The organism is Colwellia sp., from assembly GCF_013215345.1.
In the GTDB taxonomy this organism is placed as follows: domain Bacteria; phylum Pseudomonadota; class Gammaproteobacteria; order Enterobacterales; family Alteromonadaceae; genus Colwellia.
In genome coordinates this window covers 1-18,908 of record NZ_JABSOV010000082.1, presented here as the reverse complement: position 1 = coordinate 18,908, position 18,908 = coordinate 1, and the positions used below count along the sequence as shown (strand labels likewise).

18 protein-coding genes are annotated in these 18,908 nt (G+C 39.1%); 10 read left to right on the top strand and 8 right to left on the bottom strand.

Features of this window, described 5'->3' with window-relative positions:
* On the top strand, positions 1 to 1,835 hold a 1,835-nt coding region (gene purL / locus HRT50_RS12860), incomplete at its 5' end, for a phosphoribosylformylglycinamidine synthase (protein WP_291615139.1).
* Between the two features lie 252 nt (positions 1,836 to 2,087).
* Positions 2,088 to 2,786, top strand: coding sequence for a nitroreductase family protein (locus HRT50_RS12855; protein WP_291615137.1), 699 nt, complete (start codon positions 2,088 to 2,090; stop codon positions 2,784 to 2,786).
* Between the two features lie 50 nt (positions 2,787 to 2,836).
* On the opposite strand, the gene HRT50_RS12850 is transcribed toward HRT50_RS12855, so the two are convergent.
* Both HRT50_RS12850 and HRT50_RS12845 read right to left on the bottom strand, forming a co-directional pair.
* Positions 2,837 to 3,052, bottom strand: a complete 216-nt coding sequence (locus tag HRT50_RS12850) for a hypothetical protein (RefSeq protein ID WP_291615135.1) — start codon at positions 3,050 to 3,052, stop codon at positions 2,837 to 2,839.
* 57 nt (positions 3,053 to 3,109) lie between these two features.
* Positions 3,110 to 3,448 (bottom strand): ribonuclease E inhibitor RraB, encoded by a 339-nt coding sequence (locus tag HRT50_RS12845; RefSeq protein WP_291615133.1) that lies wholly within the window; start codon positions 3,446 to 3,448, stop codon positions 3,110 to 3,112.
* A 116-nt stretch (positions 3,449 to 3,564) separates the two neighbouring features.
* Here HRT50_RS12845 and HRT50_RS12840 point away from each other — a divergent pair, with 116 nt between their 5' ends.
* The gene (locus tag HRT50_RS12840) at positions 3,565 to 4,515 is read left to right on the top strand and encodes an RluA family pseudouridine synthase (RefSeq protein ID WP_291615131.1); all 951 of its coding nucleotides are present in this window, start codon (positions 3,565 to 3,567) and stop codon (positions 4,513 to 4,515) included.
* 110 nt (positions 4,516 to 4,625) lie between these two features.
* Here the strand turns inward: HRT50_RS12840 and dapA are convergent, their stop codons facing one another.
* The 3 genes from dapA to HRT50_RS12825 all read right to left on the bottom strand — a co-directional run bounded on the left by dapA (position 4,626) and on the right by HRT50_RS12825 (position 6,969).
* Positions 4,626 to 5,546, bottom strand: coding sequence for a 4-hydroxy-tetrahydrodipicolinate synthase (gene dapA / locus HRT50_RS12835; RefSeq protein ID WP_291615129.1), 921 nt, complete (start codon positions 5,544 to 5,546; stop codon positions 4,626 to 4,628).
* Between the two features lie 68 nt (positions 5,547 to 5,614).
* Positions 5,615 to 6,004 (bottom strand): hypothetical protein, encoded by a 390-nt coding sequence (locus HRT50_RS12830; RefSeq protein ID WP_291615127.1) that lies wholly within the window; start codon positions 6,002 to 6,004, stop codon positions 5,615 to 5,617.
* Between the two features lie 188 nt (positions 6,005 to 6,192).
* A complete protein-coding gene (locus tag HRT50_RS12825) occupies positions 6,193 to 6,969 on the bottom strand; it encodes a DUF4097 family beta strand repeat-containing protein (protein WP_291615125.1) in 777 nt (258 codons plus the stop codon).
* Positions 6,970 to 7,081: 112 nt separating this feature from the next.
* Here HRT50_RS12825 and HRT50_RS12820 point away from each other — a divergent pair, with 112 nt between their 5' ends.
* From HRT50_RS12820 to HRT50_RS12805, 4 genes are all read left to right on the top strand, one after another.
* Entirely contained in the window at positions 7,082 to 8,425 is a 1,344-nt protein-coding gene (locus HRT50_RS12820; RefSeq protein ID WP_291615123.1) for a CinA family nicotinamide mononucleotide deamidase-related protein, read from the top strand.
* A 112-nt stretch (positions 8,426 to 8,537) separates the two neighbouring features.
* The gene (locus HRT50_RS12815; RefSeq protein WP_291615121.1) at positions 8,538 to 8,864 is read left to right on the top strand and encodes a hypothetical protein; all 327 of its coding nucleotides are present in this window, start codon (positions 8,538 to 8,540) and stop codon (positions 8,862 to 8,864) included.
* A 118-nt stretch (positions 8,865 to 8,982) separates the two neighbouring features.
* Complete coding sequence (locus HRT50_RS12810; protein WP_291615119.1) at positions 8,983 to 10,671, top strand: DUF342 domain-containing protein; 1,689 nt, start codon at positions 8,983 to 8,985, stop codon at positions 10,669 to 10,671.
* 38 nt (positions 10,672 to 10,709) lie between these two features.
* Complete coding sequence (locus HRT50_RS12805) at positions 10,710 to 11,477, top strand: YggN family protein (RefSeq protein ID WP_291615117.1); 768 nt, start codon at positions 10,710 to 10,712, stop codon at positions 11,475 to 11,477.
* Positions 11,478 to 11,932: 455 nt separating this feature from the next.
* Here the strand turns inward: HRT50_RS12805 and HRT50_RS12800 are convergent, their stop codons facing one another.
* Positions 11,933 to 13,594, bottom strand: a complete 1,662-nt coding sequence (locus HRT50_RS12800) for an electron transfer flavoprotein-ubiquinone oxidoreductase (RefSeq protein WP_291615115.1) — start codon at positions 13,592 to 13,594, stop codon at positions 11,933 to 11,935.
* A gap of 246 nt (positions 13,595 to 13,840) precedes the next feature.
* On the opposite strand from HRT50_RS12800, the gene HRT50_RS12795 reads away from it, so the two are divergent.
* From HRT50_RS12795 to HRT50_RS12785, 3 genes are all read left to right on the top strand, one after another.
* A complete protein-coding gene (locus HRT50_RS12795; RefSeq protein WP_291615113.1) occupies positions 13,841 to 14,593 on the top strand; it encodes an electron transfer flavoprotein subunit beta/FixA family protein in 753 nt (250 codons plus the stop codon).
* Complete coding sequence (locus HRT50_RS12790; RefSeq protein WP_291615111.1) at positions 14,590 to 15,516, top strand: FAD-binding protein; 927 nt, start codon at positions 14,590 to 14,592, stop codon at positions 15,514 to 15,516. Before HRT50_RS12795 ends, HRT50_RS12790 begins: the two co-directional genes overlap by 4 nt.
* 154 nt (positions 15,517 to 15,670) lie before the next feature.
* Positions 15,671 to 16,069 carry a stress response translation initiation inhibitor YciH gene (locus tag HRT50_RS12785; protein ID WP_367238877.1) on the top strand — a complete coding sequence of 133 codons (399 nt, stop codon included), beginning with the start codon at positions 15,671 to 15,673 and terminating at the stop codon, positions 16,067 to 16,069.
* A gap of 107 nt (positions 16,070 to 16,176) precedes the next feature.
* On the opposite strand, the gene recR is transcribed toward HRT50_RS12785, so the two are convergent.
* On the bottom strand, positions 16,177 to 16,782 hold the full coding sequence (gene recR / locus HRT50_RS12780; protein ID WP_291615109.1) for a recombination mediator RecR: 606 nt from the start codon (positions 16,780 to 16,782) through the stop codon (positions 16,177 to 16,179).
* A gap of 205 nt (positions 16,783 to 16,987) precedes the next feature.
* On the bottom strand, positions 16,988 to 18,908 hold a 1,921-nt coding region (locus HRT50_RS12775), incomplete at its 5' end, for a glycoside hydrolase family 3 C-terminal domain-containing protein (protein WP_291615107.1).

Genomic DNA, 18,908 nt, shown 5'->3' with positions numbered 1-18,908 from the left:
CTGTTGCCTTATTAAACTTTGGCGCTTCTGCTCGTTTAGCAGTAGCAGAGTCACTAACTAACATTGCCGGTACTGATATTGGTGATTTAAACCCTATCAAGCTTTCAGCTAACTGGATGTCTCCTGCAGGTCATCCTGGTGAAGATGCTGGTCTTTATGAAGCGGTTAAAGCCATTGGTGAAGAACTTTGTCCAGCCCTTGGTTTAACCATACCAGTAGGTAAAGACTCTATGTCGATGCGTACTCAATGGGACGAAAACGGCGAACAAAAGTCTGTCACTTCACCTATGTCATTAATCATCACCGCTTTTGGTGTTGTTGAAGATATTCGTAAAACGGTTACTCCAGAGCTTCGCACTGATAAGGGTGACACTCGCTTAGTTGCTATCGACTTATCAAAAGGTAAAAAGCGTTTAGGTGGTTCATGTTTAGCGCAAGTTTACAAACAGCTAGGTAATGAAACTCCAGATGTTGATAGCCCTGAAGTATTAAAAGGCTTCTTCAACGCCATGCAAGCACTGGTACGTGCTGAGAAGCTGGTGGCTTATCATGATATTTCAGATGGTGGTTTATTCACTACTGTTACTGAAATGGCGTTTGCCGGTCATACCGGTGTTGATATTGACATCAGTAAGCTTTCAAATGGCGAAAGTGATGATTTAGCAACTTTATTTAATGAAGAGCTTGGCGCTGTTATGCAAATCCGTGAAAGCGACGTTGATGCTATTCACGCGATTTTAGCTGAACATGGCATTCTTGATTACTGCACCGAAATTGGCCGACTTAACAACGAAGATACTATCCGCTTTAGCCGTGATGGGACAGTTGTCCTAGAAAACTCTCGTACTTATTACCGTACTGTTTGGGCACAAACGACCTATAGAATGCAGTCGCTACGTGATAACCCTGAATGTGCACAACAAGAACACGATGTTAAATTTGATACTGAAGATCCAGGTTTGAACACTGAGCTTACTTTTGATATCAACGAAGATATTGTTGCTGACCTTATTATTAGAGATGCTGTTAAAGATGCACAAAACAGTGCAGATGGAGTAGCTAACCCACGTGTTGCTATTTTACGTGAGCAAGGTGTTAACTCTCATGTTGAAATGGCTGCAGCGTTTGACAGAGCCGGTTTTGTTGCGGTTGACGTTCATATGTCTGATATTTTATCTGGTCGTACTGATTTAGCTGACTTTAACGGCTTAGTTGCTTGTGGTGGTTTCTCTTACGGTGACGTATTAGGCGCTGGTGAAGGTTGGGCAAAATCAATCTTATTTAATGACAATGCTCGCGAAATGTTTAAAACGTTCTTCGAACGTGAAACTACGTTCACTTTAGGTGTTTGTAACGGTTGTCAGATGTTGTCTAACTTAAAAGCCATCATCCCTGGCTCTGAGCACTGGCCTCACTTTGTACAAAACAAATCAGAGCGTTTTGAAGCACGTTTCTCATTAGTTGAAATACAAGAGAGTCCATCAGTATTATTTAAAGGTATGGAAGGTTCACGTATGCCAATCGCTGTGTCACACGGTGAAGGTCATGCTGAATTTAGCTCTGATACTGCCATTGATGCTGCTAACAATTCAGGCACTATATCAATGCGTTTCGTTAATAACTACGGTGAAGTTACTGAAACGTACCCAGCTAACCCTAACGGCTCAGTTGATGGTATAACTGCATTAACAACTACCGATGGTCGTGTCACGATTATGATGCCACATCCTGAACGTGTATTTAGAACTGTTGCTAACTCATGGCATCCAGATAGCTGGGGTGAAGATTCACCTTGGGTGCGCATGTTCCGTAACGCTCGTGCTTTTATAGGTTAATTTTATTGCTATTAAGCCCAAATCATTTGTCAAAAGTACTCACTGACATTCGTCAGCTCCGTGCTTTTTCCTCTGATTTGGACTAACTAGCTGCAAAATGAACAATAAAATAGAACCGGTAAATTTCTGTTAAGGGATTTGTCGGTTTTTTATTGCCTTTTTTTCCTTGTTAAAATATTGTTACTAAATATGATTTAATTACTAACACCTATCGACCCCTAACTAACAAAAATAATAAAGGACATCTTGCTTATGCAACAACATGACTGCTCTCCTCTTTCCGATTACATAGAATACCCTGAAGCAGAAATGCTTGAGCGCTCGCAAGATTTTTATAACCAAGTAAAGCGCCGTCATTCTATACGGAGCTTTAGTGATAGACCTGTCGATAAAGAAGTTATAGAAAACTGTTTGAAAGCAGCAGGGACAGCACCAAGTGGTGCAAATCATCAGCCTTGGCACTTTGTTGCTGTTAGCTCTGCTGGTATTAAGAAAAAAATTAGAGAGCAAGCTGAGTTTCACGAACGAGGTTTTTATGAGGGTCGTGCAGGAGAAGAGTGGCTAGAAGCGTTAAAGGATTTAGGCACTGACGCTGACAAGCCTTATTTAGAACATGCACCTTGGTTAATCGCTATTTTTAGTCAAAAGAAAGGTGGTATTACTAAGGTCGGAAGTAAGGGTGAAAGTGAGGAGGATAAAAAAACTAATTATTATGTGCATGAATCGGTTGGTATAGCCACTGGCATATTGATTACCGCACTGCATAATGCTGGCTTAGCCACTTTGACCCACACACCAAAACCCATGTCTTTTTTAAACAAGGTTTGCCTACGTGGCGATAATGAGCGTGCTTATATGTTACTCATTGCTGGTTATCCAAATAAAGATGCGACAGTTCCTGCTCATGCGCAGGTGAAAAAGAGCCTAGAAGATATCGCTACTTTTTTATAATGGCTTTAGCTTTCAACCTTATGGGTAGAAAGCTAAACATTTATGAAAGGTTAAACAAAATCTAATGAAATATCAGTACAGCCTTTTACACAGCGTACGCCTGTTGGGCCAGCTTGCTCAGGGGTATGAAGTTTAAGTGGTTGTTTACAGACTTTACAGAATACAGTTTTACCTAACATTACTTGTTTAAGTAATTTCTTTTGCTCAAAAAACGACTCTTTACTGGCTTTTTGTAACGCTGAGAATTGTTTAAGATCTATGTTCATATACTTGTCAAACTCACTAATAATATAACCAAGGGTACACTTAAAACAAGTGTCTAGTTAAGCGATAAAATAAACACCCGAAAACTGGCCTTTTAAAGGTTCCGCACCTGCAACGAGTAACTCCTGATAACTTGTTATATTTTCATAAGTTGCCGGCATATACGGATAAGCAGTAATTTCCCATGGTAAATCTTCATTCGCTTCATTGGGCGTAAATGAAAGTTTTTGGTTGTTTTCTAATAATATCTGACCGAACTTAAGCGCTAATTCTTGACTAGGAAATAACATTGAGAATTCAATTTCACGTTCGCTGTTAAGGTCATCACCATTTTGATTCATCTGCCAAAGGGTATTGCCTATTTCATCTTCAGGTAAAAGTGTTAGATCACGGCTCATATTAGTACTCATTTGCTGCAATTTTGCAGATTATTATTATCAATGGCTTATTTTAGCTTTGCACAGACCATAAACCTAGTAAAATAAACATACCAGCCTTGTAGCACACTAAAATTATGCCAATACAGTCCGCCGACTCATCACTTGAGTCTAACAATCAAAGCAGTCAAAGCGCTCAAATCAAATATCACAAGTTTGAATGGCATATTAAAGCAAGTGAACAGCAAAGTGGTACAGCGATTACCTTACTTGAGAACTATGCGATAGCTCAAGGCATAGTACTGTCCAAGGCAACGCTAAAGCAAGCAATTAGTAAAGGTGCCTTATGGTTAACGCCATCAAAAAATAAAAAACAAACCCAACGCTTACGTCGGGTAAAAAAACAATTACTCCCTGGTGATGAACTGCATTTTTATTACAATAGTGAAGTGCTCGGTACACCTGTCCCACAAGCTCAGTTGATTGCAGACTTAGTTGATTACAGCGTCTGGTATAAACCCTACGGTATGTTGTCACAAGGCTCTAAATGGAGTGATCATTGCACTATTGCTCGCTTTGCTCAGCAAAACTTACCAAATGAACGCCCTGCTTTTATTGTCCATAGACTTGATAGAGCGGCGACTGGCTTGATCCTCGTAGCGCACAGTAAAACAGCGGCACGAGCATTATCGAATATGTTTGAGCATCACCGACTAGAAAAGCATTATCACATTATTGTCCATGGCGATCACAGTGACAGATCACAACCAGAGGTTATTGACAGTGACATAGACGGCAAGAGTGCCCGCAGTACTTTTACTTGCTTGGCGTATGATAACGCTGCCAAACGTTCGTTAATAAAAGTCAAAATAGACAGTGGCCGAAAGCATCAAATACGCATACATGCTGCCAGTATTGGATTGCCGGTGGTAGGTGATAGATTACATGGCATAGCAGATGAAAATGAGCCATGTAATTTACAACTGTGCGCAGTGAGCTTGCGTTTTGATTGCCCGCTATCTTTGTTAAGGGATGAGCGCTTAGAACGACTTTTTGAATTGCCAGAAACATTAAAGCCCCAGTTGTAACATACGTTAGAACTGAGGCTTTAAATTTATAGGTTGTCTCGCGCTGAAAACTGTTTACCAGCACATAACGTCTATATACAGCGCTTAAATGCAGCTATTAGATGCAGATCTTAAATACAATAATTAAAGTCATCATCTGCAAGTAGCGATAAACTATCACCAACTAAGTCTTTAGTGGCAAAGGTTTTTAAAATATCTAGGCCCTGCTGACGTTGCTCTAGTGTCAGTGCTTGATAAGGTAAACGAATATTTTTAGGCACCGCATCTGTCATCATTAACGCGCTATTGATTGCAATCGGGTTAGGCTCACAAAATAGCCACTTCATTAAGTCTTGTACTTCTTCATTAAGTACTGTGGTTTGCGTTAAGTTCTCTTTATCCATTAGCTGACGCATAATGCCAGGGATAATATTTGAAGTAACAGAAATCACGCCATGGGAGCCGTATTCATGACGACCGGCATAACTTTCATCATCATTACCTGACCAACAAGCAATGCCTTGTTTTTCATAATAGGCAATACGATCGTTACCAGCACACTCTTTTACGCCAATAAAGTTTTTATGTGTTGCTAAAGGCTCAATGAATTCTGCCGTTAAATCTTGTCCCGTTCTACCTGGCACGTTATAAATAAAGGCGGGACCAATATCGAGTACTTTTTTAAAATGTTCGATTACGCCCTTAAGAGAGGTACGGCCATAGTATGGGTTGATTTGTAGTGCTGCATCCATGCCTATAGCAAAACCATATTCGGTGGCTTTTATGGCTTCGCGGGTATTATTACTGCCCGTATTACCCACAATAATTAATTTATCACCAAAATGATGCACACAATGAGCAATTAGCATTAAATGCTCTTCCCAGCTAAGTAAGTGCCCTTCACCGGTAGTTCCACCGACGACAATGCCATCAACACCGGCAGCGATTTGCTCTTTTATCAAGAAATCGTAACTTTTTAAACAAACTTCTCCTTTTTCGGTGTAAGGAGTTTTTATTGCGGTAATTAAACTTGCTGCTTTTAATCGCTTCATTAACTATCTCTAATTCTTATTTGATTTTAATTTAATTTAGGTAAATCAGTAAATTCTTGTCCATTATTCTAACAATGACCGAGGTTATCAACAACCCGTCTCATAATATATTCTTCATTGGTTAATATATGCTGGTAATGAAATATTTTATGATCCAACCCTAGTACTTTATATGCATGATAATTATCATCATTATTTAAATCTGCTGAGTAGAGTTCTTCATTAATCAGTTCGTTTTTTGTTAAGGTAAAGTGAATATCTGCCACTAATCCCCAATCACCCAGTTCGGTAATTTCATCAATAACCTCACCCTTTTCATCAAGGGTTATAAAGGTAAATTCAAAGCTGCCATCACTGCTAAGCTGAGCATATTCAACGGTTTCATTACCTTGCTCATCAATATCATTTCGATACCAACGACCAAAAAGTAACGCCCGGGGATAAGTCTTTTTACTCACTATGTGTTTTCCTCAAATTTTGCCATGTGGAACTAGAACTTTAAGTTATTAGTTAATCATAAAAAAACCATAAGCTTGAATCAACAAACTTATGGTTATATTTAGGTAAAAAGTGCAAATATAAAAAATAATTCTATTTTTATGCACTAATGACAATAATGCATTGCTAACTAACTAGGTACAGACTGCTATTCACTTTTTAACAGCTCAATACTGCCATTAACGCTGTCTAAATTAATTTGACCTCCGCCGTTGCCAATTTTTCCGCGTAGGTTAAGACCCAAAAAACCATTCTTGTTAGCTGTTAAGCCAAAGGTAGTGTTAATACTGCCATGCATGGTATCAGCCGTAATGTCAGCATTGATATTTTCAGGAAGGTACAATTTTATACTGCCGTTAACAGTTTCAACGGCTATATTTTCAATGTCATGAGCATATTGGTGATACCAAACATTTACGCTGCCATTAACTGAGCTAACGTCACTGTCTCCCCTTAAACCGGTCGCATTGATTGAACCATTAACCACTTGCGCCGCTACTTTCCCACTTATATCTTTAATCACTAAACTACCGTTAATAAGCTCAATGTCTGTTAAATTAGTCTCCGCTGGTAACCATACTTGGTAATCCACTTTAGCTGCCTGTTTATGTTGGCGATAACCCTTTTCTTTATAGTCTGTGCTAACCGTTACTTTCGGACCCGACTGAGTCATTTTAATAATCACGTCATCACTAGACGTTTGTGTTTGTGCGGTAATTTTTGCCAGTATTTTTACGCTATTTTCCTGCCAGCTATTGATGGTCACAGTGCCATTAATATTATTTAAGCTAAAATCACTTTGCTTTGATATCGAAAAAGACTGTTCAACTTCCTCAATCACTTGTGCTGATACTTGCAAACTAGGCAAAATAAGCGCGGTACAAAGCACTAAACGCTTTAAACAGTTGTTAATTTTATTACTCATGAATTATTCCCTCTATTTTATATTGTTTTTGACTTCACAAAAAAATTAGATGTAAGTTGAGATAAAAAGGTTTAAATTTATCGACAAATAATTACAGTTAGGAAAGCGATAGATGTCAGCCCCGAAAGTACAGTTATTATTAACCGGTAATGAGTTGATGACTGGAGACATTGTCGACAGTAACTCTGCCATGATGGCACAATTATTAAAGGTACTTGGACTTGAAGTTAATCGTAAGGTAACCATTGCCGATAATTTAGCACTACTGGTCAGTGAAATTACCTACATGGCAAGTACTAGCGACATATTAATCATCAATGGTGGTCTAGGTCCTACAGTGGATGATTTAACCGCCCAAGCGTTAAGTCTTGCTATCGGGGAAGAGTTAAGTCAACACCCACAAGCGCTTGCTCATTTAACCCTTTGGTGTCAACAACGTGGTACTGAATTAAATGCCCCTAACTTAAAACAAGCGATACTGCCTGCTGGTTGCCAAATAATCGCCAATAGAAGTGGCAGCGCGGTGGGTTTTTCCGTGCGTTATAAAGAGTGTGATATTTACTGTACCCCCGGCGTGCCTCATGAACTAAAAAACATGCTAAGAGAACAAATAGTGCCCGCTATTGCTGAAAAATTACCGAGTAATTTAACCACAGATGTTACTCGCCTGCAGGTGTTTGGCTTAGGTGAGTCAAGTTTGCAAAAAGCCATTAATGAGCAACTGCCCAATTGGCCCGCAGAAATAGAGCTGGGTTTTCGTGCCGGTATGCCGTTACTTGAAATAAAACTAACCACAAATACCAAGCAAGGTTTAGCATTAAAACCACTATGGCAACAGAAGCTAGCCAAGGTGCTTGGCGAGCATCTAATAGCTGAAATCCAAGGCAGACCAAAACCTTTAGCCGAACACCTACTTAACCAATTGCAGCAGCAATCTGTAAAGGTCACCACAGCAGAATCATGCACTGGTGGACTCATTGCCAGTAAATTAACAGAAATCAGTGGCTCATCATTGAGCTTTGAAGCCGGTTATGTCACCTATAGTAACGAAATAAAAACGGCTATGCTTGATGTCCCTGCTAGCCTTTTCGAGCAAGACGGCGCAGTAAGTGAAGCTGTGGTAATAGCCATGGCAAAAGGTGCATTGTTAAAGTCGAAGGCAGATCTTGCCATTGCTGTATCTGGTATTGCCGGCCCGAATGGTGGCAGTGAAGATAAACCTGTGGGTACCGTTTGGTTAGCTTGGGGTAGCATTGACAATATCAAAACTCAATGTTTGTTATTACCTTATAATAGGCATCAGTTTCAACAGTTTGTCGCGGCAATAGGCTTAGACTTATTACGCCGATACCTACAAAAGGTAACGGCTACACCAAACTATGTGATAGAAAGAGCCTTTTTACCGCTGTCGGCTGTCAAGGATAAAGGACAAAGCTTTAATAAAGTTATCAACTAGAATAATATTATCAGCTGATAAGTCATCGCTTAGTCATTGCTTAGTTTAGTAAAAATTTATATATTAAGACTAATAGCAAAGATAAGTAACAAATGAATACTAGGAGCCTATTTTGATAGAGAAAAATTTTATAACCAGCGGCCGTAATACCGTAATACACAAAGTAAAAAAATTCGATTTACTTATTGTCAACGGCGAGAAATCTGTCGTTATTATCAGCCACCGCGGCATAGGAATTTATAAGGGTGAAGTGCCTGCAAAACGCTCTATTGCCAAAAAAGCTTACCAAGATATTGTTGATATTGCTTCTGCTGAATTATTTGGTGAAGAGAAAACACTATTATTTGTCCAAGCACTTGATGGCATTGAGTATAAGATTGATTATTCTAAAGAAGGCACCACAAGCTTTATTAAAATCCATCAAAATCATTATATGTAGGTTTGCTATAGGTAAAGCCAGCTTTCGATCAAACACACACATAATAATTATAAAATAAAAGCACAGCATCTACCCGTTATTTGGCTCAGCAGTACTTAACGGTTAGGGGAGCCCCGTAATGACCAAAGCCAGTTTAATTAGTAATAATAAGAATAATATCGATTTAGTGTTAGAGCCCATTAAAGGCGGAGATACTATTTCCGCTTTGACTATCAAAGAGCTAATTGATGCCTCAGAATTTAAAAAACTTAGACTCAATAATGGTAATGTTAAAAATGCCGTGGCTGAGTTAAATGATGTACTCAAAACCTTACAAGATAAAAAAACCGGTAGAACCATACGTTATCAAGTACTTGAACGTGTAGATGCAAAAATTAATATCACCATAGAATCTGATGAAATGGGCGCCAAGGCTGAAATTACTAGTGCTCAAGGTGGTAAACACCTCACGGCAAAAGCAATATTAACAGCAGCACAAGAAGCTGGGGTAAAAAAAGGCTTTAGTAAAGAGCATTTAATACAACTTGCCCAACTTGCCGCAAAAGAAGCCCCTAATAATCAAGTTGATATGCAAATTGCTTCAGGAAGAGTACCTGTCAACGGTAAAGATGCCATCATCAAGCCATTAGTCGAAAGTGCACAAACACGTATACTAAAACCTAAAAAACGCGAAGATGGTAGCGTAGACATGCGCGATCTAGGCGATATTATCTGTGTAAAAGTTGGTGACCCTTTAGCTAAAAAAGTCCCGTTAACACAAGGTATACAAGGTTACACGGTAACAGCGACACCGTTATCACCTGAGCCAGGTAATGACGTAGAGCTAGTTGCGGGTGAAGGGACTAATATAAGTCCGAAAAACAACAATATATTAGTATCAGAGAAAGTTGGTCTACCTAAGCTTATTAACAATGGTATGGAAGTTGACGAGATATATAAGATAAAAAACGTCAATGTGGCTACTGGTAATATTAATTTTACTGGCAGTGTAATTATTGATGGCGATGTTACTGAAGGCATGAAAGTAACAGCTTCAGGTGATATTACCGTTGGTGGTTTTGTTGAGTCAGCCACGCTTGATTCAGGTGGTGACATTACTATTTCGGGTGGCATTATTGGCCGAAAACATGACATTGAAAAAACTCATATTACCGACGTTACTATGAGTGTAAATATTCATGCTAAAGGCAGTATTTATGCTAAATATGCCCAATACGCACAAATCAGCAGTGCTCAAGACGTGCGTATTGAAAACCAGTTACTGCACAGTATTTTAGATATTAATGGTCGCCTATGGATAGGAAAAAATGACAAAGCCAATGGCAAACTCATTGGCGGTTATACCAAGGCAGGCAGCTCGGTAAACGCGGGGATGATTGGTGCTACCGCTGGTAGTAATACCATTGTTAATTTTGAGCACAAAATACTGAAATTTAAAGATGAAATTCATCAAGTAGAAGTATTACTCAAAGAAGAGACAGATAAAACCAATGAATTAAAAGCGGCAATAAATAAATTAAAGAAATTGCCGAAAGAAAAAGCAAAACCAGAGCTAATAGCCAAAATAGTGCCAACCTACCAATATCATGCCAATAAAATGGGTGAAATGCTCAATGAAAAAAGCACCCTTGAAGATAGCTTGCAAGTGTACATGGCCAGTGTGTATATTGAAGCAACTGAAAAGCTTTATCATGGCGTAGAGCTCATTGTCGGTGACTTTAATGATAGAACCCGCCGAGAATATGGCCCAAGTAAAATGATCTATCGTGAAAGAAAGATACTTATTGACCCGATAGTGAATACTTAACGATTATGGTAAATATCTCAACGCTAAAATATAGTTTTATGCTTTTCGTTAGCTTACCTTTTTACCAGCAAGCCTATGCCCAGCAATGCTCTATCAACCTAAATTTTGGGGTTATTATTGACCCCAAACATATCCGTATTGTCGAGCAAGGTAAAACCTTAGTACAAATTAACCATAGCAAACAACTTTTTATTAGTGGTAGAGAAGTCAGCTTATCTATTGAACAGCAACAATTATTAAGCAGCTTTAGTACTGGGATTCGCCAGCAAGTACCCGAAATAGTCTCTATTGCAGTTGAAGGTGTTGATATTGCTTTAAAAGCAGTCAATGAAGTGATTGCTGGCTTAACCGGTGAGAATAGTGCTTCACAGCAAAAAGTACAAGCCAAGTTTGATGAGTTAAAGTGGCGGATACGCGCACGCTTTAATCAAAGTGCCGATAACTATTATATCGCCCCACAAGACTTAAATGATTATGATGAAATGCTAACAGGTCAATTTGAACAAGAGATTGAAGCGATGATTTCAACGTCTATTGGCTCTATCTTAGCCGCGGTTGGTCAGTCAATTCTAGCAGACGATGACAATAGTGATTACGGTGGTGAAACACGAATAACTACCTTTGATACACGCTTAAAAAGCATTAGTAAAGGGTTAGAGTTAGAAGTCACTGAACGTGCCAAAGCACTCGATAAAAAAGCGGCTATCATTTGTCAGAAGTTCAGCCAATTAGATGAAATTGAAACGCTGCTTCATCGGGCTATACCGGCATTAAAAAAATATAATCTGATAAAAATATCTAATTAAAGCTAACTATTACAGCTCTAATATATACCCGTTACCATTCAAAGTGCTCGATTTCAGTGGGAATTTAAATGACTTTAGGCAAGGAGAAGAAGGTAAACATAGTTATTCTATATTTTTGTTCTTTAACACCGCATAAAGTCATTTAAAACCCATCGCAGAAGCGCTTGAGCAACATCACTTCATCGTTACATCAATTTGAAATGACGCTACATGGATGTAGCCTATTAGAGAATGCAGGAGCATATTATCCTGAATAACCATGGCTACATTGATATGCCTTGAATTGAAATTGCTCAAGCACTCTGAAACATGTATCTTGAATGGTAACGGGTATATAACCTCCTTGCTTTAGAACTCCTTACTGTATAAGCCCAACTTTTTAGCCGCTAAAAAGCAAAAGCCCGAAGTACTCTTTAGAGTACTTCGGGCTTTTAAACACTAAAATTAATTAGCGATTACATATTCGGGTAGTTTGGACCACCGGTACCTTCTGGCGTTACCCAAGTGATATTCTGACTTGGGTCTTTAATATCACAGGTTTTACAGTGAATACAGTTTTGCGCGTTAATGACAAACTTATCGCCTTGCTCAGTTTTTTCAACTTCATAGACACCTGCAGGACAATATAGCTGTGCTGGCTCATTAAATTTAGCTAAATTCACCTGGATAGGAATAGCTGCATCTTTAAGTTTTAAGTGACAAGGCTGCTCTTCTTCATGGTTCGTATTTGACAAAAATACTGAAGATAACTTATCAAAGCTTAATTTATTGTCAGGCTTTGCGTAATCAATAACCGGCATATCTGCAGCTGGCTTTAATTGGGCATAGTCTAAGGTGTCATCTTTAAAGTTAAACGGTAATTTACCGCCAAAGAAGTTTTGATCTACCATGTTATAAGCGCCACCTAACATGGTGCCAAACTTATGCATCGCTGGACCAAAGTTACGGGTATTGTATAACTCTTCATATAACCAAGAGTCTTTATAAAGCTGGGTAAAATTAGTTAAATCTTGCTTACCTTCAGCCGCAATACCTTCACTGCTAATCAATGTCTGGGCTATAGCTTCAGCAGCTAGCATGCCTGATTTCATCGCCGTATGATTACCTTTGATTTTAGCAAAGTTAATGGTACCAGCGTCACAACCCACTAATAATGCACCCGGCATGGTCATTTTAGGCAATGAATTAAAACCGCCTTTGGCCATAGCACGAGCACCGTAAGAAACACGCTTACCACCTTCAAGGTATTGGCTAATTTTAGGATGATGTTTATAACGCTGAAATTCATCAAAAGGACTTAGGTGTGGGTTGCTATAATTTAAATCAACAATTAAACCAACAAATACTTGGTTGTTTTCAGCATGATAAAGGTAACCACCACCGGTAGTATCTTTATCTAATGGCCAGCCAGCAGTATGTACTACTAAACCTTCTTGATGTTTTTCTGGCGCTATGTCCCAAATTTCTTTAAAACCTAAACCATAATGTTGTGGTGAACTATCTTCATCAAGATTAAACTTTTCAATTAACTCTTTACCTAGATGACCACGACAACCTTCAGCAAACACTGTGTATTTAGCACGTAACTCCATACCTGGCTCAAACGAGTCTTTTTCTTTACCGTCGGCATCTAAGCCCATATCTCCGGTAATAATACCGCCAACGCTACCATCATCATTATATATAACACTTTGCGCAGGAAAACCTGGGAAAATTTCAACACCAAGTTGCTCTGCTTGCTCAGCTAACCAGCGACAAACATTACCCATGCTAACAATGTAGTTGCCATCATTGTGCATAGTTTTTGGGACAGAAAAGTTAGGTAACTTGATGCCTGAGCTGTCATTATTTAACAGGTAAATATCATCACCCGTTACTTTAGTCGTTAACGGTGCATTTTTTTCTTGCCAGTCTGGAAATAATTCATTTAAAGATCTTGGTTCAAAAACAGCACCTGACAGAATATGTGCGCCCACTTCCGAGCCTTTTTCCACCACACAAACCATTAATTCTTGTTGTTTTTCTTGTGCAAGTTGCATTAAGCGACAAGCAGTTGATAAACCTGCAGGTCCAGCGCCAACAATGACTACGTCAAATTCCATCGATTCGCGTTCCATAAGATCTCCCAGTATTATTCTATAATTATTTTAAAAGCTTGTAATTAAATTCAAACATGCGTTTGATATTCAAACAGGTGTTTGATAGTATCTTATTACAAGTGCTCAAGCAAGACACTGACATGAGCATTTAAATAGATTGTATCTTAGTTTAAAAGTTTTAACCAAGATTGCGTTGACGTTGACGTCAACCGAGGGTATCTTTTAACTATTATTGTAAATTAACCAACCTTTTCAGAGGCTGCGATGAAAGTATTAGTTCCTATAAAACGTGTTATTGACTATAACGTCAAAGTTCGAGTAAAACCCGATCATTCCAATGTAGATCTTGCCAATACAAAAATGGCGATAAACCCTTTTTGTGAAATTGCCGTTGAAGAAGCTGTACGTTTAAAAGAAGCTGGTATAGCTACAGAAGTCATTGCAATTTCTATCGGTGATAAGTCTTGCCAAGAGCAGTTGCGTACCGCATTAGCGTTAGGCGCCGATCGCGCTATTCAAATTGAAACTAGCGAAAGCCTAGATGCATTAAACATTGCTAAGTTATTACAAAAAGTAGTTGAAGAAGAGCAACCACAACTTGTTATTTTAGGTAAGCAATCAATTGATAGCGATAACAATCAAACAGGTCAAATGCTAGCAGCACTAACAGGTATGCCTCAAGGTACTTTTGCTTCAGTGGTAAAAGTTGAAGGCGAAAAAGTTAATGTTACCCGTGAAGTAGATGGCGGTTTACAAACGCTTGCCCTTAACTTACCTGCGATTGTAACCACAGACTTACGTTTAAATGAACCTCGTTATGCTTCATTACCTAATATTATGAAAGCCAAGCGTAAGCCATTAGTTGTAAGACCAGCGGCAGATTTTGGCATTGATTTAACCCCACGTACTAAATTATTAAAAGTGACTCCACCAGCAGAGCGCAAAGCCGGTGTTATAGTTGAAAGTATTGATGAATTAGTTGAAAAATTGAAAAATGAAGCCAAGGTGATCTCATGAGTATTTTAGTAATTGTTGAACACGACAACAGCTCGTTAAAAGCTGAAACTCTAAAGACCGTTGGCGCTGCGCAAAAAATTGGTGGTGATATCACCTTGCTAGTAGCTGGCTTTAATTGTCAAAATGTTGTTGATGCCGCAGTAAAAGTAAATGGCGTAAGCAAAGTATTAGTTGCTGACAATGCTGTTTATGAACATCAACTTGCTGAAAATGTCAGTTTGTTAGTGACTGAATTAGCAAGCGATTATGAACATATCCTAGCAACGGCATTAACTACCGGCAAAAACTTTATGCCTAGAGTTGCTGCGTTATTAGATGTTGCGCAAATTTCTGACATCATTGATGTTGAAAGTAGCGACACTTTTGTTCGCCCTATCTATGCAGGTAACGCGATTGCCACAGTACAAAGTTTAGATGACAAAAAGATTATCACTGTCCGTACTACTGGCTTTGATGCCGTAGCGACCGATGGTAATGCTGAAGTTGTTACTTTAGCTACCGTTACTGATGCGGGTATCTCAAGTCATGTAAATGATGAATTTACTGTCTCTGAACGACCTGATCTAGGTGCAGCTACTGTGATAATTTCTGGTGGTCGCGGTATGCAAAATGGCGAGAACTTTAAATTGCTTGACGGTATTGCCGACAAACTTGGCGCAGCTATTGGCGCATCACGCGCAGCTGTTGATGCTGGCTTTGTACCAAACGACATGCAAGTTGGTCAAACAGGTAAAATTGTTGCACCAGACCTGTATATCGCTGTCGGTATTAGTGGCGCGATTCAACATTTAGCCGGTATGAAAGACTCAAAAGTCATTGTTGCTATCAACAAAGACCCTGAAGCACCAATCTTCCAAGTAGCAGATTACGGTATTGTTGCTGATTTGTTTGATGCTTTACCTGAGTTAGAAAGCAAACTATAAAATATTGAGGCAATAATTTATTGCTAACAAGCAGTTTTCAGCTTGTTGAAGCCTTGATATAATAAAACCACAGTGACTATTAACGTTTCTGTGGTTTTCTTTTATCTAAAATTTGTTTAGTTATCCCAATCTGATTAATAGTATTGAGTGAGTTATGAAAAATAGTTTGTCTAGTTTAAGTGATTTAGCCGCCGCATTTGGTAAAGCACCCATTGAGCGTGATAACGCGGCGCCAGCAAGTGATGATTCATTAGTCTATTCAACTGACAGTGGCCGTATTAGCCAACAAAAAGAAAAAACAGTTACGCCAAGTGATGGTTTTGCTCGGGTCCGACGTGAAACTAAAGGTAGAAAAGGCAAAGGTGTTATTGTTATTAGTGGCCTAGGACTAGACAGTAAAGCACTAAAAGAATTAGCAAAGAAATTGAAGAAAACCTGTGGCAGTGGCGGCTCAGTCGTAGGTGAAACCATTGAGGTTCAAGGCGATAAGCGTGACGTAATACAACAGGTTTTAGAAAAGGCTGGTTTTAAAGTTAAATTTACTGGCGGTTAAACCTTCCCTCTAGTTCCGCCTTATGTCTATTTATTAACGATTAATAGCCTACTAGAGCTGATTAACTAAAGCTCATAAACTAGAACTCATAACCTAAACCTAATTAACTAAATCTCATAGGCTTTTCTACCTGATAAGGCATGAGATAAAGTATTGCCATCGACATACTCTAACTCGCCACCTACCGGCACACCGTGCGCTATTCTAGAGATATTAACTTGATATTGCTGAGCGAGCTCAGCAATAAAATGTGCCGTTGCCTCTCCCTCTACTGTAGGGTTAGTTGCTAAGATAACCTCAATAAACTGACCACTGGCAAATTGCTTCGCTAATATATCTAAGCCTAAGTCATCCGGGCCTATGCCATCAATCGGTGATAAATGTCCCATCAAAACAAAGTATTTACCAAAGAACTCACCGGTTTGCTCTATGGCAATAACGTCACCCGGCGTCTCTACAATACAAAGTGTTGTTGATAATTGTCGTTTAGGGCTTTGGCAAATTTCACATAAGGCTTCTTCGGTAAAATTACGACATTGTTGGCAATGGCCAATATCAATCATCGCCTTTGCTAGAGTTTTGGCAAGTTTACTGCCGCCACGTCGGTTACGTTCAAGTAACTGAAAGGCCATGCGTTGCGCAGACTTTGCACCAACACCAGGTAAACATTTTAGTGAATCAATTAACTCTTGCACAAGTGGACTAAATTTCATAAATAGCGGCTTTTTTAAAATATATGCGACTAATTTTAATAAAATTAGTCGCATAATAGTAGTGGCTTACTTAAATAAACACTGCGGTGGTAGAATAAATACCCTTTAACATGAAACTTATTGGCAAAGAAGGCTGACATTAACAGCCCCCTTCCGCCAAGTAGACATTTTGCTGGTAATTATTGTTAATAATTACCAGCAGTAATTACTGATGGTAAGTGAAAGTCGCCCTGAGTTTAATATTATTTAAAGCAGTCCCCAACAGCACATCAAACTGACCAGTTTCAGCTAACCAATCATTAGTGTTAACATCCCAAAAAGATAAATCACGTTTAGTCAGTGTAATGCTAATTTTTTTACTTTCACCAGGTGCTAAATAAACCTTGGCAAACCCTTTCAGTTCCTTTATTGGCCTGTCGACACTAGACTCGATGTCGTGCAGATATAATTGCACAACTTCTGCACCAGCGACTTTACCGGTATTTTCAACCCAGACAGTCACAGTTATATTTTCACCCCCTGTGATATTTGATGCCGATAAAGCAATATCCGTTAAGGCAAAGTTGGTATATGAAAGGCCATGACCAAAGACAAAGGTTGGTTTTATATTTTGTTGTTCAAACCAACGATAGCCAATAAATACCCCTTCGGTGTATAAACTTTCTTTGGCGTTATAATCGTTTAGGGCAATTGGCGCGGTATCTTCAAGATGAGCTGGCAAGGTAATTGGCATTTTGCCACTGGGGTTAGCATCACCGGTTAAAATATCAGCAAAAGCATGACCAGCTTCCATACCGCCATACCAACCCCAAACAATAGCATTAGCTTGCTCGGCCCAAGGCATTTCAACAGCTGAGCCAGCAACAAGGAATACCACAGTTTTTTCATTGGCTGCAATTAGCTTACTAATAATTTCATCTTGCGAGTTAGGTAGTTTCATATCTGGTCGATCAATTGACTCCCTGTCATCACCATGACTCAAACCGCCAAAGTAGATAACTGCATCGGCTTGTTTAGCTGCTGCAATATACTCAGCTTCACTACTAAATAATTCACCCGGTGCATTCCAACCTAAAGTGAAGTGTTCACTGCCATCATATTGAATTTCAAAACGGTAACTCTCACCTGCAATTAACTCGATATCATAAGCTAATACACTAAGTTCATTTGTTGTATCAACACTAACTTGGTGAGCAATAACAATGTCATCATTTATTTTTAATTGAAAATCACCCAATATTTCCACGTTCAATTGATGCAAGCCGGACATTAAAGGTTTGATTTTTGCTGCCATAGTGATGTGTTGATTATTGACTGAACCTTCAGCGTTAGCTGGCGCTATGGCTTTAAATTTTGAATCAACTATCCAATATTGTTCGGTTAAGTTTATCCGTGATTTTTCAGTAAAATAAGCGATATTCCATGCAGGAGTGCCTGTCCAATGACGACTCTCTACATAATCACTGGCAATTGCAGCTAATTCACTACTGCGTGCTCTCATCGCAGTAATATTAACTTTTTCACCAAACTTTGCCCTTAAGCCTTGTAATGGCGTCACTTCATATAAAGACTTTACTTCTGACGAGCCTCCGCCCGTGCCATGTTTTTTATCAGCATTAGGGCCAAGTACCAATACATTTTTCAGTTGCTTGCTATCTAAGGGTAATACCGTTTTAGTGCCAATAATGTCATTTTTTAACAACACCACACCTTCGGTAGCAATTTTACGGGCGGCAGCTTGATGTGCTTTAGTATTTCTAGCACCCGATAAACGATTTTCATCGTACATACCTATAGTGTGCTGCACTCGTAAAATACGTCTAGCTTTTTCATCGGCGACAGATTCAGGGATTTTACCCGCTTGGATCATATCTAGAAAAGGTTTAGCCAAGAAGTAGTCTTGATAATCAGCAACATCAGTGCCCATTTCTAAATCTAAACCATTAACAGCGGCATCATAGGTATTAATATCAACATGCCAATCGGTAAGTAAAACACCTTGATAGCCCCACTCGCCTTTTAGTATATCCATGACCAAGTGTTTGCTTTGATTGGCATTAGTACCATAGTATTCGTTATATGAGCCCATCATGCCAAGTACACCACCCTCTTTAACCGCGGCTTCG

Coding starts and splice junctions, on each gene's coding strand:
- HRT50_RS12855 (WP_291615137.1), top strand. CDS start 2,088: ATGCAACAACATGACTGCTCTCCTCTTTCCGATTACATAGAATACCCT.
- HRT50_RS12850 (WP_291615135.1), bottom strand. CDS start 3,052: ATGAACATAGATCTTAAACAATTCTCAGCGTTACAAAAAGCCAGTAAA.
- HRT50_RS12845 (WP_291615133.1), bottom strand. CDS start 3,448: ATGAGCCGTGATCTAACACTTTTACCTGAAGATGAAATAGGCAATACC.
- HRT50_RS12840 (WP_291615131.1), top strand. CDS start 3,565: ATGCCAATACAGTCCGCCGACTCATCACTTGAGTCTAACAATCAAAGC.
- dapA (WP_291615129.1), bottom strand. CDS start 5,546: ATGAAGCGATTAAAAGCAGCAAGTTTAATTACCGCAATAAAAACTCCT.
- HRT50_RS12825 (WP_291615125.1), bottom strand. CDS start 6,969: ATGAGTAATAAAATTAACAACTGTTTAAAGCGTTTAGTGCTTTGTACC.
- HRT50_RS12820 (WP_291615123.1), top strand. CDS start 7,082: ATGTCAGCCCCGAAAGTACAGTTATTATTAACCGGTAATGAGTTGATG.
- HRT50_RS12810 (WP_291615119.1), top strand. CDS start 8,983: ATGACCAAAGCCAGTTTAATTAGTAATAATAAGAATAATATCGATTTA.
- HRT50_RS12805 (WP_291615117.1), top strand. CDS start 10,710: ATGCTTTTCGTTAGCTTACCTTTTTACCAGCAAGCCTATGCCCAGCAA.
- HRT50_RS12800 (WP_291615115.1), bottom strand. CDS start 13,594: ATGGAACGCGAATCGATGGAATTTGACGTAGTCATTGTTGGCGCTGGA.
- HRT50_RS12795 (WP_291615113.1), top strand. CDS start 13,841: ATGAAAGTATTAGTTCCTATAAAACGTGTTATTGACTATAACGTCAAA.
- HRT50_RS12790 (WP_291615111.1), top strand. CDS start 14,590: ATGAGTATTTTAGTAATTGTTGAACACGACAACAGCTCGTTAAAAGCT.
- HRT50_RS12785 (WP_367238877.1), top strand. CDS start 15,671: ATGAAAAATAGTTTGTCTAGTTTAAGTGATTTAGCCGCCGCATTTGGT.
- recR (WP_291615109.1), bottom strand. CDS start 16,782: ATGAAATTTAGTCCACTTGTGCAAGAGTTAATTGATTCACTAAAATGT.